The organism is Pseudoduganella sp. RAF53_2 (genome assembly GCF_052113985.1).
Classification (GTDB): domain Bacteria; phylum Pseudomonadota; class Gammaproteobacteria; order Burkholderiales; family Burkholderiaceae_D; genus Rugamonas.
Genome location: NZ_JBFRDW010000107.1, coordinates 1 through 17019, shown reverse-complemented (window position 1 = coordinate 17019; position 17019 = coordinate 1). Strand labels below are relative to the sequence as shown.

Annotated in this window: 11 protein-coding genes; 5 read left to right on the top strand and 6 right to left on the bottom strand. The window is 61.3% G+C overall.

What is annotated here, in order from left to right; genetic code table 11:
- The coding region (locus AB4Z11_RS08875) for a TonB-dependent receptor (RefSeq protein WP_442024517.1) at positions 1 to 784 on the bottom strand (784 nt) is incomplete at its 3' end.
- 83 nt (positions 785 to 867) lie between these two features.
- Positions 868 to 3066: a glycoside hydrolase family 88 protein gene (locus AB4Z11_RS08870; RefSeq protein WP_442024515.1), complete on the bottom strand. Its 2199-nt coding sequence runs from the start codon at positions 3064 to 3066 to the stop codon at positions 868 to 870.
- A gap of 144 nt (positions 3067 to 3210) precedes the next feature.
- On the opposite strand from AB4Z11_RS08870, the gene bglX reads away from it, so the two are divergent.
- Positions 3211 to 7095 (top strand): beta-glucosidase BglX, encoded by a 3885-nt coding sequence (gene bglX, locus AB4Z11_RS08865; RefSeq protein WP_442024513.1) that lies wholly within the window; start codon positions 3211 to 3213, stop codon positions 7093 to 7095.
- On the opposite strand, the gene AB4Z11_RS08860 is transcribed toward bglX, so the two are convergent.
- Positions 7075 to 7872, bottom strand: a complete 798-nt coding sequence (locus AB4Z11_RS08860) for a hypothetical protein (RefSeq protein ID WP_442024511.1) — start codon at positions 7870 to 7872, stop codon at positions 7075 to 7077. The genes bglX and AB4Z11_RS08860 overlap by 21 nt on opposite strands.
- 143 nt (positions 7873 to 8015) lie before the next feature.
- On the opposite strand from AB4Z11_RS08860, the gene AB4Z11_RS08855 reads away from it, so the two are divergent.
- Entirely contained in the window at positions 8016 to 8252 is a 237-nt protein-coding gene (locus tag AB4Z11_RS08855) for a hypothetical protein (RefSeq protein ID WP_442024509.1), read from the top strand.
- A 4-nt stretch (positions 8253 to 8256) separates the two neighbouring features.
- Here the strand turns inward: AB4Z11_RS08855 and AB4Z11_RS08850 are convergent, their stop codons facing one another.
- Entirely contained in the window at positions 8257 to 8889 is a 633-nt protein-coding gene (locus AB4Z11_RS08850) for a hypothetical protein (RefSeq protein WP_442024507.1), read from the bottom strand.
- 107 nt (positions 8890 to 8996) lie between these two features.
- On the opposite strand from AB4Z11_RS08850, the gene AB4Z11_RS08845 reads away from it, so the two are divergent.
- Positions 8997 to 9539 (top strand): GNAT family N-acetyltransferase, encoded by a 543-nt coding sequence (locus AB4Z11_RS08845; protein ID WP_442024505.1) that lies wholly within the window; start codon positions 8997 to 8999, stop codon positions 9537 to 9539.
- On the opposite strand, the gene AB4Z11_RS08840 is transcribed toward AB4Z11_RS08845, so the two are convergent.
- Together AB4Z11_RS08840 and AB4Z11_RS08835 are read right to left on the bottom strand one after the other, a co-directional pair.
- The gene (locus AB4Z11_RS08840; protein WP_442024503.1) at positions 9506 to 11017 is read right to left on the bottom strand and encodes a RimK family protein; all 1512 of its coding nucleotides are present in this window, start codon (positions 11015 to 11017) and stop codon (positions 9506 to 9508) included. The genes AB4Z11_RS08845 and AB4Z11_RS08840 overlap by 34 nt on opposite strands.
- Positions 11018 to 11130: 113 nt before the next feature.
- Positions 11131 to 11622 (bottom strand): GNAT family N-acetyltransferase, encoded by a 492-nt coding sequence (locus AB4Z11_RS08835; protein WP_442024501.1) that lies wholly within the window; start codon positions 11620 to 11622, stop codon positions 11131 to 11133.
- 304 nt (positions 11623 to 11926) lie between these two features.
- Here AB4Z11_RS08835 and AB4Z11_RS08830 point away from each other — a divergent pair, with 304 nt between their 5' ends.
- Positions 11927 to 14836 carry a TonB-dependent receptor plug domain-containing protein gene (locus tag AB4Z11_RS08830; protein WP_442024499.1) on the top strand — a complete coding sequence of 970 codons (2910 nt, stop codon included), beginning with the start codon at positions 11927 to 11929 and terminating at the stop codon, positions 14834 to 14836.
- A 63-nt stretch (positions 14837 to 14899) separates the two neighbouring features.
- Positions 14900 to 17017, top strand: coding sequence for a hypothetical protein (locus tag AB4Z11_RS08825; RefSeq protein ID WP_442024497.1), 2118 nt, complete (start codon positions 14900 to 14902; stop codon positions 17015 to 17017).
- The last annotated feature ends 2 nt before the right edge of the window (positions 17018 to 17019 follow it).

Here is a 17019-nt window from a genome sequence, read left to right as displayed (position 1 = left end):
ACATGGAGCTGAACGCATTCGAGCAGCAGAACTTTTCGGTGCGGTTGTAGTGCGGCATAAAGGTCGCGGTGAACTCGTCGATCGGATGCCATTCGATCTTGGCGCTGACGTTGTCGCCCTTGCTGCCATTGAGTTTGCCGCCGGTAGTCAGGTCGTTCAGCGTGCCTTTGAAATCGGTCTTGCTGACAGCGAGGCGCGCGCGCAGCGTGTCGGACACGGCGCCCGAAATGCTGGCGCCTGCACGCCATTCGTCATCGTTCGAATGATAGGCGTAAGCCGTGGTCTTCACCGGACCGCCGATTGGCTTGGTAGTGATGTTCAGCGCGCCGGCAATCGAGCTCTTGCCATACAGCGTGCTTTGCGGGCCTTTCAGCACTTCGATGCGGTAGACGTCGGCCAGGTCGCGGAAGGCGYTGGCCTGCATGCCCAGCGGGACATCGTCCACAATCACCGATACGTCCGCTTCGACGCCGATACCCAGCGAGAAGGTGCCGATGCCGCGCATATTGATGCTGAAGTTGCCCGGCTGCGTGCCGTAGGACAGCGTCAGCGCAGGGGAGAGATTCGGCACGTCTTCCAGGTCGCGCACGTTATTGCGCTGAAGCGTGGCGTCATTCAGCACCGTGATCGATGCCGGTACGTCCTGCAGATTCTGGGCGCGCTTGTTGGCGGTAACGACCACGGTTTCAAGCTTCGTGTCGTCCGCGTGCGATGCTGACGACAGTGCGAGAAGCGCGAGTGCAAGCGCTGCCGGTATGGGGCGCAGGGTGGGGTGTGGATGCATTTTTAAGTCTCCGTATAATTATTGGGAACGTTTCCAATTCCCGGTCTAAAAAAGGCCTGCGGTATGGCGCAGGCCCTGTTTTTCTATTTGCCGATGCTGGTGGCCAGCGGCGCCTGAAGGCGCTGGGCGAAGTTGCGCACATAGGACTGCCATGCCGCGGCATCCGCGAAGTCGCCGCTCTTGCTCCAGCCGGCGCCCAGGTAGTAGACGAAAGGCTTGCCCGGCTGCGCGTCGGCCAGGGTGAGCTGCTGGCCTTCGGCTTCGGCAAATCCTTTGGCGCCGCCCGGCACGATCACGGCGCAGGCAGTGCTGCCCTGGTTGCCCTCTGCTGGCTCCCAATAGCTGCTCCATCCTGCGGCCGCATCGCTGGCGTACTGGCCGTCGCCATCACGCTTGACGATGCCGACACCGACCGTCAATGGAGCCTTGCTGGTGCTGGTGTACTTGCTTTCGACGCGGGTCATATTGGAACCGGCGTCGATGGAGAAACGCTTCACTTCCGACACCTGACGGCCCTGGCCAGCGTCCCAATTGGCGAAACGCAGCTCGAATACGGAACGCAGCGGACCGTCAGCCAGCACCTTCCAGCCGGCGAAGTTGGACGAGTTATGCAGCTTGCCGTCGGCGTAAATCGTGGTGCCGCCGCAGCCGCGCGCAGGGCCGACCTTGTAGTAGTCCAGTCCTTCGCCATGGTCTGCGTGATAGTCGCCGGTGCGGTACCACTTGTCGACGACCGGGTAGCGCACGCGCTTGACCCACACATCCACGCCGCTGCTGATCAAGTGCTCTTTCGGGTCTTTGATGATGGCCGGGCCGTAGACGCGGTGCGCGATGCGGTCGCTCTCCCAGGCGAAATCGTCCAGACGTTCAGGCACGAAGCGCGCGTGGGTCTTCACGTCCGCCGGCGGCACAGCTGCCAGACGGTCGGCGGGCAGCAGCAGGTAGCGGTGCGTGTCGTGGGCGGGGATGTTCACGCTGAACAGCAGCTGCTTGCCGATCGTCTGCGAGGTCAGGATGGCGGAAGTGGAGGCATCCATCACTACCGGTGCCTTCGGGGCACTGCCCAGTGCGACTTCGGCCAGTTCATCGCCGCGCAGCACGTCGGACGGATTGCGGATCGTGACCACTTGCGGCTTGGCCTGCGCCATCACGGCCATGCGGTACATTTCGCTGCCGGCCAGCAGGAAGGCGCCGACGCCATAGACTTCGGTCAGCTCATTGTCGAAGGTCTTGGGCGCAGCGCCGATCGGTTGCACGTGGGTCAGTTTGCCKTCCGCGTTGACGTTGGCGACCAGCGCCTGCCAGGCCTTGCGCACGGCAGGACCGAAGCGCTGCGCATCCAGCATGCCCTGGTTGACGCCCCAGGCCAGTGCATAGGTGTACAGGCCGGAGCCGCTGGATTCCTTCATCGGATAGCTGGAAGGATCGAGCAGGCTGGCGCGCCACAGGCCGTCGTCCTGCTGCAGTGTGAGGATTTTTTCGGCCATGTCGCGGTATTGCTGTTCGAAGCTCGCGCGGGCAGGGTGGCTGGCCGGCAGATACTGCAGCATGCGCACCAGGCCACCCATCACCCAGCCATTGCCACGGCCCCAGTAGACCTTCTTGCCGTTGGCTTCGCGCTTGTCGAAGTAGGTGCTGTCGCGGAAGTAGAGGTGTTCGTCCTTGTCGTACAGGTAGTCGGAGGTCACCCACCATTCGCTGACGGCGAAGTCCAGATAGCGCAGGTCGCCGGTCACGGCCCACAGGCGCAGCCAGGTCGGAGGCCCCATGTACAGCGCGTCGCACCACGACCAGCGTTCCTGGTTACCCTTCACCGTGAAGTCCAGCGGACCGCTGCGGCGATTGGCGAGAATGTCGTCCATGTGGGCGCGCATGGGAGCGATCATCTTCGGCTCGCGCAATTGCAGGTAGAGTTCTGCGTAAGTCTGGCCGACGATGTGGTCGTCCGCGTGGTAGTGATTGGAGCCGAGCTTCCAGCCGTTCTTCTCGCCCATCTGCACCATGGCGTCGCGGTATTTGCGGTCGCCGGAGATGCCGGCGAGGGCCATCATGCCGTTGTAGCCGACGGCTTGGGTCCAGTCGTCGGGGCGATGTTTGCTGGGGTTGGCGAGCTGCCAGTCGGCGGCGCGTTCCATCACCGACAGCACGGCTTTCGGTGCGAGCGCGGACTCCTGCTGCGTGATACTCGTTGCGGCATGCGCGGTGTGAATGAAGGGCGTTGCGGACAGTGCCGCGAGAATAGCGGCGCGCAGCAGCAAGGGGCGCGGGTATAGCTTGGGCAAGGGTGTCTCCGTAGTTTTCTTGTAAGTTAAACGTTTTACTTAAGTTAGCACCAAATTTATCCGAACGTCAACTCGTACAGCTTTACCTGTAGCAAAAAATCCAATAGTATCTGTTAAACGTTTTCCAATCGAAAGGTGGTGCACATGCGTTGGTCCCCTTTGAAGTTGCTGTTGGCTGCAACCGTTTTAGTCTGTGGCAGCGTGTCCGCCGAGCCGGCGCTGCACAATATTTATGGCCGCCAGCACCTGCTGCTGGATGGCCGCTGGAACTACATCGTGGACCCGTATGAGACGGGTTATTACAACTACCGCCGCCAGCCTTACGATCAATCGGAAGGCGGCAGTGGTGGTTTTTACGATGACCGCAAACCGAAGGACAAGGGCGACATCGTGGAGTACAGCTTCGAAGGCTCGCCGACGCTGGCGATCCCCGGCGACTGGAATTCGCAGGATGCAAAGCTGGAGAACTACGAAGGCACCGTGTGGATGCGCCAGCAGTTCAACGCCGCACCGAAGGAGGGCAAGCGTTACTTCCTCTACTTTGGCGCAGTGAATTACGAAGCCCACGTCTACCTGAATGGCAAGAAGATCGGTAGCCATAAGGGCGGTTTCACGCCGTTCCAGTTCGACGTCACGGGAAAGCTGAAGCCGGGTCAGAACACAGTGATCGTCAAGGCCGACAATACGCGCCATCAGGACGATATCCCGACCGTGAGCACGGACTGGTGGAACTATGGCGGTATTACGCGCGATGTGCTGCTGGCCGAAGTGCCGGAGACGCACATCGCCGATTACCAGATCCAGCTGGCGAAAGGCGATATGCGCCGCATCGAAGGTTTCGTGCAGATCGATGGCCCGCAGCGCGCGCAGGATGTGACGGTGACCATTCCTGAAGCCGGCATCAAAACGACCGTACATGCGGGTGCTGATGGCCGCGCCGCCATCAGCATTCCGCTGACAGCCAAACAGCTGCACTACTGGTCGCCGGAAGATCCCAAGCTGTATGGCGTGACGTTGTCTTCCGCCACCGACACAGTGAATGACCGCATCGGCTTCCGCACCATCGTCACGCATGGCCGCGACATTCTGCTGAACGGCAAATCGATCTTCCTGCGCGGCGTCTCGGTGCATGACGAGAATCCGCTGATTCCGGGCCGTTTGCGCGGCGAGGGCGATATGCGCATGCTGCTTCAATGGGCCAAGGAGATGAACTGCAATTACGTGCGCCTGGCGCACTACACGCACAGCGAAGAGATGATTCGCCTGGCCGATGAAATGGGCTTGCTGGTATGGGCTGAGGTGCCGGTGTACTGGACCATCTCCTGGCAGAAGCCGGAAGTGTTCGACAATGCGAAGCAGCAGATGACCGATATGATCGTGCGCGACCGCAACCGCGCCAGCGTGGTGATCTGGTCCATCGGTAACGAGACGCCGGTCAGCGAGGTGCGCACGAACTTCATGGGCCGCATGGCCGATACCGTCCGTTCGCTGGACACCACGCGCCTGGTCGGCGCCGCGCTGGAAGTACATCGTACCGGCGACGAAATCACCGTGGCAGATCCGCTGGCGGACAAGCTGGATCTGGTCAGCTTCAACGAATACGCAGGCTGGTACTGGGCCAACAACAGCGATATGTTGAAATTCCACTTCAATATCACGGCCAACAAGCCGGTCATCATCACCGAGTTTGGCGCGGACGCATTGGGCGGCTACCACGGCGATGCCGATTCGCGCTGGAGTGAAGAGTATCAGGACCAGTTGTATCGCAATCAGTTCAAGATGCTGGATGCGATTCCAGGCTTGCGCGGCATGACGCCGTGGGTGCTGGTGGACTTCCGTTCGCCACGCCGTCCGCATCCTTACTTCCAGGACTTCTGGGCCGAGAAGGTTGGCCAGTTGCACCAGCTCTCCGGCCGCCAGTTCACCGGACCGACCAGCAGCAACTATGCGGACAAGCTGGCGGATATCCGCGCCGGCCGTGTCGGCTCGATGCTGAACGTGAAGGGCGTCGCGGACACGCGCGAGATCCAGGCGCTGGCTTTGCAATCCCGGCTGAAGATCCCGTTGCTGTTCGGCCTCGACGTGATCCACGGTTATCAGACCGTGTTCCCCGTACCGCTGGGCGAATCGGCGTCGTGGGATATGGATGCGATTCGTCTGTCCGCGCATATCGCGGCGCAGGAAGCTGCTGCGTCGGGCATTCATTGGACCTTCGCACCGATGGTGGACGTGTCGCGCGATCCGCGCTGGGGCAGGGTGATGGAAGGAGCCGGTGAGGATACTTATCTCGGCTCGCAAATCGCAAAAGCGCGCGTGCTGGGCTTCCAGGGTGAAAAGCTGGGCGGCACCGATGCCGTGATGGCGACCGCCAAGCACTTCGCGGCCTATGGCGCCGCCATCGCAGGCCGCGACTACAACGCAGTCGATATGAGCAATCAGCAGCTGTTCCAGGTCTATCTGCCGCCATTCAAGGCTGCGTTGGACGCGGGCGCTGCGACCTTCATGAACTCTTTCAATACGCTGAACGGCGTGCCGGCCACCGGCAACGCTTTCCTGCAGCGCGATATCCTGAAAGGCAGCTGGGGCTTCAAGGGCTTTGTCGTCAGCGACTGGGGATCGATACGCGAAATGGTGCCGCATGGGTACGCGGCCGATTTGTCCGACGCGGCGGTGAAGGCCATCACGGCGGGCAGCGATATGGATATGGAAGGCTATGCCTACTCGGCGCACCTTGAACAAGCCGTCAAGGCCGGCAAGGTGAAGATGAAACTGGTGGATGATGCCGTTGGCCGTATCCTGTATAAGAAGTTCGAGCTTGGCTTGTTCGACGATCCCTACAAGTTCTCGGATGCTTCGCGCGAGAAGGCCGTGCTGGGCGATGCATCGCACCGTGCCGCCGCGCTGGACGTGGCACAGAAGTCGATGGTGTTGCTGAAGAACGGAGTGCCGGGTGCTGCGGCGACACCGCTTCCTCTGAGCCGCGACCTGAAGCGCATCGCCGTCATTGGCCCGCTCGCTGATTCGCAGCGCGACCTTGAGGGCGGCTGGGTAGTGCAGGGCGACCGCGCGCCTGTGGCCAGCCTTCTCGAAGGCTTGCGTAGCCATGCGGGAAAGGGCACGGAAGTCGTGCACGCCCAGGCCTGCGCGCCCGGCTGCGCGACGCTGGACGCGTCCGCGCTCAATGCCGCCGTTACGGCCGCCGCGCAATCCGATGTGATTGTGCTGGCGATTGGCGAAACCTGGGATATGAGCGGTGAAGCCAAGTCACGCACCGACATCACACTGCCGGGCCAGCAGGAGAAGTTGTTCGCTGCGCTGAAGGCAACCGGCAAACCGCTGGTGGTCGTGATGCTGGCTGGCCGTCCGCTGGTGTTCAATACCATCGCCGATCAGGCGGACGCCATCGTCTACGCCTGGTTCCCGGGTACTGAGGGCGGCAACGCCGTGGCGAATGTGCTGTTTGGCGATTACAACCCGTCGGGCAAGCTGCCGATTACGTTCCCGCGCAGCGTAGGCCAGATTCCCTTGTCCTATGCGCAGTACAACACGGGGCGCCCGGTCACGGACGAACACAATGTCGTGTACAAGTCCGCCTACATCGATTCAGTCAATACGCCGCGCTACGCCTTCGGCCGTGGCCTGAGCTACACCAGCTTCACCTATTCCGATCTGAGGCTGGACCACAGCGAATTGCGTGGCGACGGCAAAGCCACGCTGTCCGTCGACCTTGCCAACAGCGGAGCGCGCGAAGGCGACGAAGTGGTGCAACTGTACCTGCGCGACATGGTCGCATCGGTAGTGCGTCCTTTGAAGGAGCTGAAAGGCTTCCAGAAGGTCCATCTAAAGCCGGGCGAGCACCGCCGCGTGCAGTTCATCATCGACCGCGACATGCTCTCTTTCTACAACAGCCAGTTGAAGTGGGGCGCGGAGCCGGGCGAATTTAAACTGATGGTAGGGAGCGCGTCCGATGACATCCGCCTTGAGACGGAYCTTCGCCTGCTTGATGCATCAAAGCCAGGACACCCGTAAGTTGTATTTGGCGATCAATGCCAGTTGTTCTTCATCGGTCGGGTCGCGCTTAAACGTGACCTGGAAGCGGAATACCAGCATGTCGAACTTCTGGTCGTCGGTCGGCGCGGGCAGGTATTGCACGCCGCCCGGTGTGCCAAAAGGAATGGGGCCCATATTGTTGACCATGGCCCCATACGAGTTGTTTGCCTGAGCCAGGGCCACAGGGTTGTGGGGCAGAGCCTGATGCGCATACGTCATCTGATTAATTGCCATCGCCAGTTCCGGATTCTGGTCGGCCAGCGCGGTACGCTGCCAGTTGCGATACTGCTCCGCGTTCAGGCCGGATTCCCTTGCGTTGCCGCTATTGCCGGTTCCCTCATGAGTGCGATGCTGGCGAAGTTCTTCGTGATACGCCGGCGCTTGCTGTTCGATCTCCCGCGTGGCTGGCGTGGCGGCGCGAGCCCCCGTCTGATGCATTGGCCCCGCGAGGACCTTGTAGCCATACGGGTGTTCCATTTGATGGGTAGCGCCACTGACGCGGGTACCATACACGCTTTCCAGGCGCTTCTGGTCGTCCACACGGCCTGCATAAATGCCCGCATTGTGACCTGATCCTTTGCAGATCGAACCGTTATGGCAGTTGGGTGTCGTACACCAACGGCAGAAAGCCTGCATTCGCTGAATCACAGCGCTTGGTTTGAGCTGCACGGCCTTTGGCGCGGTAACGGACTTGCCTTGCGGCGGACGGTAAACCGGAGGCGCGATGGGGCTGGATGGCGATTTGGATTTGCTCATATCCACACACTCCTTTGGTATGGCGTCACGCTCTGCGAGCTTTCTGCCGCTGTGTTAGCATAATGCCTAAATCGCCGCTCGTCCGGCGATTTTTTCATTTCTACGGGCGAAATTTCAAAATCGGCATGGTTGCCGTTCCTATCATGGACTACCAGGAACTCAGAAAACAGTTTGTGCGCGTGTGGCGGGCGGCGGGCGTCTTTTTCCAGAGCATAGAGGTGTGCCTCGTGCTGTTGATGGCCTTTGTCATGGTGGGCGGCGTCTGGCTCGCATTCCTGGGCGACCCACGCTCGCTGGCTGCGTTTGCGCTGGTCATCGCTTATTTCACTATTCGGCCGATCCTGCACGTCAAGGGGATTCTCAGCTGGCCCTTCCTCTGATCGTTCAGGGGCCGTACACGTCCCGGTAGAGTTCTGCCATATCGGCGGATGGCGTAAGGCCGTCACTTGCGCAGCGGCCGGCGCCGAAGCCGCGGACGCCTGGCTCTCGCAACACGGTAGTCGCCAGCGTGGCGCCGGCAACGCGCGACATGTGCGCCAGCACGGCTTCACGCTCGTGGTTGCCCGGGCCGCAGGCGCCGCTGACCATGAGGAACATCACGGGCAGATTCCGGTTTAGCGCACGTGCCGCGTTAAGGCGTGTCATCAACGCGTACTGGCTTGCTAAATCGATCTCGGCGCCACGTACCGGAATCAGGACCAGTCGCGCGGCTGCGAGCGCACAGCGGCTTGCCTCGGTGTCGCGCGTGCCGGCATCGATCAGCATATCGTTGAATAGCAAACGCAGTTGGGCAAGCCTGCTGCCGGCGGTCCGGTTATTGAGGTGGCGTGCTTCGATGCGTGGCAGGATGGCGGCGGCGCCTCGGTCTGCACACCAGTCGCTRTCGTCGCGCGCATGCTCCGGCATGGCCAGGCAGACTTTGCGTCCGCTGCGTGCGCGTAGCACGGCCAGGTTGCGTGCGACGATGTTGCGGTCCTGAGTGTTGTGCTGGTTGACGATGGCGATAATCATGGACATGAGCTTAGCAACCGCCTCGTAAAAAAGATCGAAAAACTTGGCGGCGCCGCATAAACGCGGCGTATAAGCAGGTACATAAGCTGTCGCTTGCGGTGTATCCTGCCGTGATGAAGCCGCCAGTAATTGAGACCGAACGCCTGATTCTGCGGGCGCTCGATGCACGCGATGCACCTGCCCTGTTTGCGCTGTACAGCGATCCTGACGTCATGCGCTACTGGAGCCACGAGGCCTGGATGATGCCTGCACAAGCCCGCGCAGCGATAGCTGAAGCGCACCAGGACTATGCCGACGGACGCAGCCTTCATCTCGCGATCGAACACCGCGATAGTGGCAGCCTGGTAGGAAGCTGTGCTCTGTACGAGTTAATGCCGCTGTGCCGGCGCGCGACGCTCGGCTATCTCCTGGCCCGCCCGCATTGGGGCTTTGGCTACGGAAGGGAAGCGCTGGCCGCCATGCTGGGATATGGCTTCACTGGCCTGGGCCTGAACAGAGTGGAGGCGGAAGTCGAGCCGCGCAATCACGCCTCCATCAAACTGCTTGAGCAATTGCGCTTCCGCCGCGAGGGGACGATGCGGGAGCGCTGGATCGTCGCCGAAGAACCGCGCGATATCGCGGCCTACGCACTTTTACGCAGCGACTGGATGTCCTGATACTGGCGGTCGAGCCGATCGGCAAACACTTGCATGATCGTGCGATATAAGCCTCCGCGCAGGATGCCGTCTTCGATGCCGGCGTCCACATTTGGGTTGTCGTTCACCTCGATGACGACCGGACCATTGGGCGTCATCTTCATATCCACGCCATACAGGCCATCGCCAATCAGGTTGGCGGCACGCACGGCATAATCCAGCAGGTCCGCCGGAACTTCCGTCAGTGGCACCGCGCAGCCCGGGCCAAATTCCGCATTGCCGTTGGCGTCGCGCTTGGCGACCTGCCAGTGGCCTTTGGACATGAAATACTGGCTGGCGAAGAGCGGCTTCCGGTCAAGCACGCCGATACGCCAGTCGAATTCAGTGTACATATATTCCTGCACCAGGATCAAGGACGACTGCTTGAACAGCTTCAGGGCGTTGTCGCAAAACTCTTCACGGTTTGCCACCTTGATCACGCCGCGGGAGAAAGCGCCGTCCGGAATCTTCATCACCATCGGGTAACCAAGCTGTTCCTCCAGCGCGCTGACATCGTCCATGTCTTCCTCGCACAATACGCGGGTGCGCGGTGTCGGAATGCCGTTCAGGCGCATCAGGTCGGCCAGGTAGACCTTGTTGGTGCAGCGCAGGATGGACACGGGATCGTCCACCACCACCAGGCCTTCGCTCTCGGCCTTCTTGGCGAACAGATAGGTGTGATGGTTGATGGCCGTCGTTTCGCGGATGAAGAGCGCATCGTATTCCGCAACGTGCGAATAGTCCTTTTTCTCGATCAGCGTTACCTGCATACCCAGGTCGCGGGCCGCCTGGATAAAGGCTTCGAGCGCCTCCGGATTGCTGGGTGGGAGCTCTTCGTCCGGATTGTGCAGCATCGCGATCTGGTAGCGCGGACGCTTGCGCGCTACGGCGTTCGGCAGCAGGCCATCGTCGAAGGCCGCCAGGATATCGGCGAGCTGGCCCTCCTGGCGTTCGTTGAGTGAGCCGATGTGCTGGGCCTTCAGCGACTGGATCTGCCACTCGTCGTCATACACGAATTCCACGCGCAGGACCGGAGCGGGAAAGGTTTCGAAGATCTGGCGCGCCAGACGAGCCAACGGCTTGTAGCTGGTCTGGCCAAAGAAGATATCCATGGCGAACTCGGTGGGCATGGTGCTTTCGTCATGCTCGGTGAGCAGGGCGTTCAGCGCCTCATTCAATTCGCTGGTATCGAGACTGTAGATGGCCTTGCGCGACAGGTCGTTGATCGTTTTGACCGAAGGCAGTACGTGGTGGCCGCGCGCTTCCGCCAGCAGCGAGCAGTAATAGCCGATGGAGAGATATTTATAGCCCCGGCACAGGTTGACGACCGTTGTGTCGGATGGAATGCCAGGCGAGCTGGCGTCCAGGTATTCGGCTGCGCTGATGGCGCGGCCTTCGCCTTCCCAGTCCTTCGGGTTTTCAACGATGATGAGGGGCAGCTTACTTCGGGCTTTTGACATGATTTCCGTTGCTTGAACGAGTGCGTGAATAAATGGTTACTACTGCTTTGATGCCTGCCCCCCGCGACCCGGCGGGGCCAGGCCGTGCGCGCCGCAGCCGCTGTGGTTCTCCGTCATGAAGGCTTCGCGCCAGAGTTGGAGTTCGGACGCTCCGGGCTCAGATGACGGGTGAGGGACTTTTCCAGCCGATAGGCGTCTTCGCCATCCTCGTAATAGGCCGGGTACTCGTCGAAGATGCGGTAGCCGCGCGACCGGAACAGGCGCTGCGAGGCCAGATTGTCTTTGCGGATCTCTAGCCGCATCAGGGCGTTGCCCCGTGCAAGCCCTTCGCGCTCCGCGGCCAGCACCAGGTTGGCTGCCACGCCGCGCCCCAGCCAGTCCGGATGGGTGGCGATGGAGTAAATACGCGCGATGGAACTGGACGCGCGGAACAGCAGCATGACGTAGCCGCGTGGCTGCTCCTCATGCGTCTCGATCAGGGTGAGGGCGTTGCCGTGGCTGAGCAGGTGCTGGAAACTGCGGCGCGTCAAACGGTCGCCTTCAAAGCTGGCGTTTTCGATCGCCAACAGGGCCGGTATATCGTCTGGCGTGCCGGTTTGGATCATGGCTGCATGGGCAGGATTGGCATGACCAGCAGACTATCAGCGATCCAGTAAAGAATTTGTAAAAGGCGCCGGGCCTGGCGTAAACGCGGTCTAAACGCGCTCCGCATCAGCTGATGAGGCAAAAATGCAACGGACTGGGCCGATCTGGTCCGGCCACATTGCATCGGTTTGTATGGGAGAGCCCCCTTTATTCAGATGTGTTGTATTTTCTTCTTGTTGAATTGGTCTGGCCAGTTTAGTATTTGGTTGTACCAGAAAAAATAAGTGATCGACCAGATCATCGAACCAATTAGGAGGAGACGTAATGAATTCTGCACGCCGACCCGAACTCCAAAGTGCCGTGCTGGCATCGGCAGTTGCTGCCGCTGTCCTGCAAATGGCCGGCCAGGCGCACGCTCAGACCCAAACCCAGGCTGAGCCAGTCCAGGCCGTGGTGGTGACGGGCTCGCTGATCCGCCGCGTGGCGGATGAAGGCGCAACACCGCTGATGACCACCAAGTCCAGCGACCTGGAAGCACGGGGTAACACCGAACTGAAAGACTTTGTGCTGGAGCAGCCGCAATCGCTGTCCCTCGGCACCAATTCCGGCGCGGCCGGACCAATCACCAACCTGCGCGGTCTGGGCCCGATGCGTACCCTGACGCTGTTGAACGGCCGCCGCATGGCGAACGAGCCGCTGCAGGACCAGTACGTATCCGTCAACGTGATTCCGCGCATGGCGCTGGACCGCGTTGAAACCCTGAGCGGCGGTGCTGCATCCATCTACGGTGCGGACGCCATCGGCGGTGTGCAGAACTTCATCACCAAGCGCGGTTACACGGGCGCTTCCATCAAGGCTGAATACGCAACGCCGGAAATGAGCGGCGGCGGCAAGACTTCCAGCATCGGCGCCATCATGGGCTGGGGTAAGCTGAACGAAGACGGCTGGAACGCCTACATCGCGGTCGACCATCAATACAAGGGCGCTTTGTTCCAGGCGGACCGGCCTGACCAGCATGATCCGGCCATCCTGCAGACCCTCGGCCTGGGCATCACGCCGGACGCGCGCAATGCTTCGCCGATCGCCAACTTCGGCTTCACCCGCGCCGCCAATACGAACTACAACCCGTATTTCGCCAGCGGTTGCGCATCGCCATACGCTTACCCGACCCTGGGTAATCTGAGCACTGCCGCAACGCCGACTTATGCGCCGGGCTGCGCACGCAATCCGCTGTACTGGACCGCCGTGACCGACGGCAGCAAGATCACCACCGTCAGCGGCCGTGCAAGCTTGAATCTGCCGGGCGGTCACAAGATCGACCTGGATCTGCTGCACGCCGACTTCAACGTGCAGAAGTTCCGCGGCATGCAAGTACCGGGCAGCACCAATCCATTCACCACTTACTCGCTGTCGCCAAGCAGCAAATACTATCCGGGCAATGGCATCACCCCGGCCGTGCAGGTGGTGGGCAGCAATACCGGCTCCAATACGCCGACCATGTTCATCGACTCGTCCAAGACTCCTGGCGCCGTGTCGAACCTGAACATGAACAACCGGCCTATCTACTTCCAGTGGGGCCCTGCTGAACTTGGCCCCGCATATCGTAACGACGAGCAGACCAACGACCGCGTGGTGCTGACCGCCGAAGGCGAAGTGTTTGGCTGGGATTATCGCGTGGGCCTGAACTACGGCCAGTCCAAGCGCGACACCCGCGCCGGCAATGGCTACATCCTGTACACCGCCGCCCAAGCGGGCTTCGACAAAGGCATCCTGAATCCATTCGGACTGCAGGACCAGGCCGGCCTGGATTACCTGAACAGCATCGAAGCGCAGGACTATACCTACCGCCTGAACAAGGCCTACAACAAGAGCATCGACGGCACGCTGACGCACCCGATCTGGCAACTGCCGGGCGGTGACCTGACGCTGGCAGTGTCGGGCGAGTTGCGTGAGGACTCGGCGCGCAGCTTCGATGCGCCGCTGGATTACGTGCTGAAGAAGGCTGACGGCAGCTACAACATCGACAAGTCCGGCAACGTTGTGCAGACTGACCTGGTGGGCGAAACGCCGCAGGGTGTGGGCAAGAAGGTGAAGCGCCAGATCTCCTCGCTGATGTTCGAGCTGGATGCGCCGATCACCGACAAGTTCCTGCTGAACGGCGCAGTGCGTGCCGACCATTACGATGACCTGAAGCAGACCACCGTCAATCCGAAGCTGGCTGCGCGTTACCAGCCGGTTCAGCAGCTGGTGCTGCGTGGTTCGGTGTCGACCGGTTTCCGTGCGCCGTCCATCATGGACATTCAGAATGCGACGCCGGAAGTGCGTACCCAGGTGATGGACGATCCGGTCCTGTGCCCAAGCTCGCAGCCGACTGTGGCAGGCACCGGCAAGCCGGTGGCAGGCTACACCGCGGACCAGGTCTGCAACGTGACCACCACCTACTGGACCAAGTCGCCGAACAACTCCTTCCTGAAACCTGAGAAATCGCGTGGCTTCTCCTTCGGTTTCGCGCTGGAGCCGGTGAAGAATCTGTCGATCACCGTTGACTATTGGGGCCTGAAGATCCGCGACGTGCTGGGTGCCCTGGCAATCGCCGAGATCCAGCAGAACCCGGCCAAGTACGCGGAGTACATCCTGCGCAATGCCGACGGCACCATCGACCATATCGTGGCCAGCCAGGCGAACCGCGGCCAGACCCGCATCCGTGGTGCGGACGTTTCGGCCAGCTACCTCTTCCCGAAAACCAGCTTCGGTACTTTCGATGCGAAGCTGGACGGCACCTGGTATCAGAAGTATGAGTTCCAGGCAGAGAWGGGCGGCGAATGGCTGCAGAACGTGGGCATCATCACCAACGATGGCCGCTACGGTGGCGCAGGTCCGAACTCCGGCCTGGCCGGCATGCCACAGCTGAATCCACGCTGGAAGCACACCCTGTCGCTGAACTATAAGTATGGTGACTGGAAAGCTACGCTGTCGCAGCGCTTTAATACCGGCTTCACGGATCTGACTCCGCGTGCAGGGTCCACCATGACCAAGGTGGATTCCTACAGCCAGTACAACATGAACATGAGCTATGCGGCCAATAAGAATGTGACGCTCTCGTTCGGTATCAACAACATCACGCAGGAATGGCCGCCGCTGACTGCAGACACCATCTACAGTGGTGGCTACATCACCAGCATGGCCGACATGCTGGGCCGCGTGTATCGCTTCTCCGTTGAATACAAGTTCTAAAGACTTGTCCTGACACTGCGGGCCTGGGAACGGGCCCGCAGTTTATTTCTCTCCCTTCGATCCATGACGCTACATCGCTACGTCTGTATCACCTTGTTCCTGGCCGTCGCCGGCGCGCAAGCCGCCAGCATAGACCGCCAAGCTCTCGTATCCCGCCATAATCCAAGCTTGAACTCCATCGACACCATGGCGCCGCTTAGCGTGGGCAATGGACGCTTCGCCTTTACCGCGGACGTCACCGGCCTGCAAAGCTTGCCGGACCTGTACTGGAAGACCGGCACGCCGACTGAAACGCAGGCACGCTGGTCCTGGCACGAGAACGCGAATCCCAATCACTACAAGCTCTCCGATGCCAACCGCGATTACACGGCGCACGGACGCACGCTTGGTTATCCGACCAATCAGAATTCACCGGCAGGGCAGTGGCTGCGTCTGAATCCGCACGTTCAGCCGCTGCCGCAGATCGGCTTTGTGCTCGGCGGCGCCGATGCGCGCCCGCTGGCCGCCGCCGATGTCACGTCCGTCGACCAAAAGCTCGACATGTGGCGCGGGCAGCTCGATAGCCGCGTGCAGCTACTCGGCCAGCCCGTCAGCGTCAGCAGCGCCGTCGATCCCGGCAGCGACACGCTGGCCCTGCGCATCAAGTCTCCGCTGCTGGCCAGCGGGCGCATCGCCGTGCGCGTCGCGCTGCCTTTCGGCTACGACTTCCGCGTGAAGCACAATCCGCCGCTGGACTGGTCGGGCACGCACACCAGCACGGTGCTGGAGCAAAGCCCGCGCCTCCTGATAATTGAACACCGCCGCGACGCCGCGCGCTATGCGATGACCCTGGCCAGCGCCGCGCCGTTGGCTATCAAGCGCTCCGGTCCCCACAGCTTTGAAATTTCTCCCTCGGCTGGCGGCGACACGCTCGACCTGACTGTGTCCTTCGCACAGAACGGCCGCGCACCTGCCCAGCAAAGTGAGCAAGTCTTCACGCGCAGCGCCGAACACTGGCGCGCCTTCTGGCAATCCGGCGCGGCCGTTGACTTCAGCGGCAGTACCGATCCGCGCGCAGCGGAACTGGAACGCCGCGTGGTGCTGTCTGAATACCTGACCGCCATCCAGCTCGGCGACACGATCCCCGCACAGGAAAGCGGCCTGACCACCGCCACCTGGTTCGGCAAGCACCACACGGAGATGGTCTGGTGGCACACCGCACACTTTGCACTCTGGGGCCGCCCTGAATACACCGCACGCACACTGGGCTGGTTCCAGCGTACCTTGCCGGCTGCACGCGCCGTCGCTGCGGAACGTGGCCTGAAGGGCGCACGCTGGATGAAGATGACCGGGCCGGAAGGACGCGAAAGCCCCGGCGGCAATCCTCTCATTGTCTGGAATCAGCCGCATGCCATTCATCTGGCCGAGTTGCTGTACCGCGCCAATCCAACACACGAAACCCTGGCGCGCTATAACGAGCTGGTTTTCGAAACGGCGGACGCGATGGCATCCATGCTGAACTGGGATGCGGCAGGCAAGCGCTTCGTTCTCGGCCCGCCGCTGTGGATCGCGCAGGAGATTTACGACCAATCGAGCAGCGAGAATCCGGCTTACGAATTGAGCTACTGGGCCTGGGCACTGGAAACCGCCCAGCGCTGGCGCGAACGCCTTGGCATGCCGCGCAATCCGGACTGGGAAAATCGCCGCACGCATCTTTCCGCCTTGCCGCAGAAGGATGGCAAATACGTCGCCCTCGAATCGCATCCCGATACCTGGGAAAATGTCGACAGCCGCCACGACCATCCATCCTTCCTGATGGCGTTTGGCCAGCTGCCCGGCGACGGTGTCGRCCGCGCCATCATGCGCAATACGCTTGATGCCGTGCTGACGAAATGGGACTGGGCCACCAAGATCTGGGGCTGGGACTATCCTATGATCGCCATGACTGCCGCCCGTCTGGGCGAGCCGGATAAAGCGGTCGACGTGCTGCTCAAAACGGACGGCCCGAATAACGGCTACACCAAGGCCGGTCACAATCCAAATACCGGCCTGCCGGTCTACTTGCCGGGCAATGGCGCCTTGCTCGCTGCCGTGGCCATGATGGCTGGCGGCTGGGATGGCGCACCGGACCGTCCTGCGCCAGGCTTCCCGAATAACGGCCGCTGGGTGGTGCACGCCGAAGGCTTCCAGCGCCTGCCTTGAGT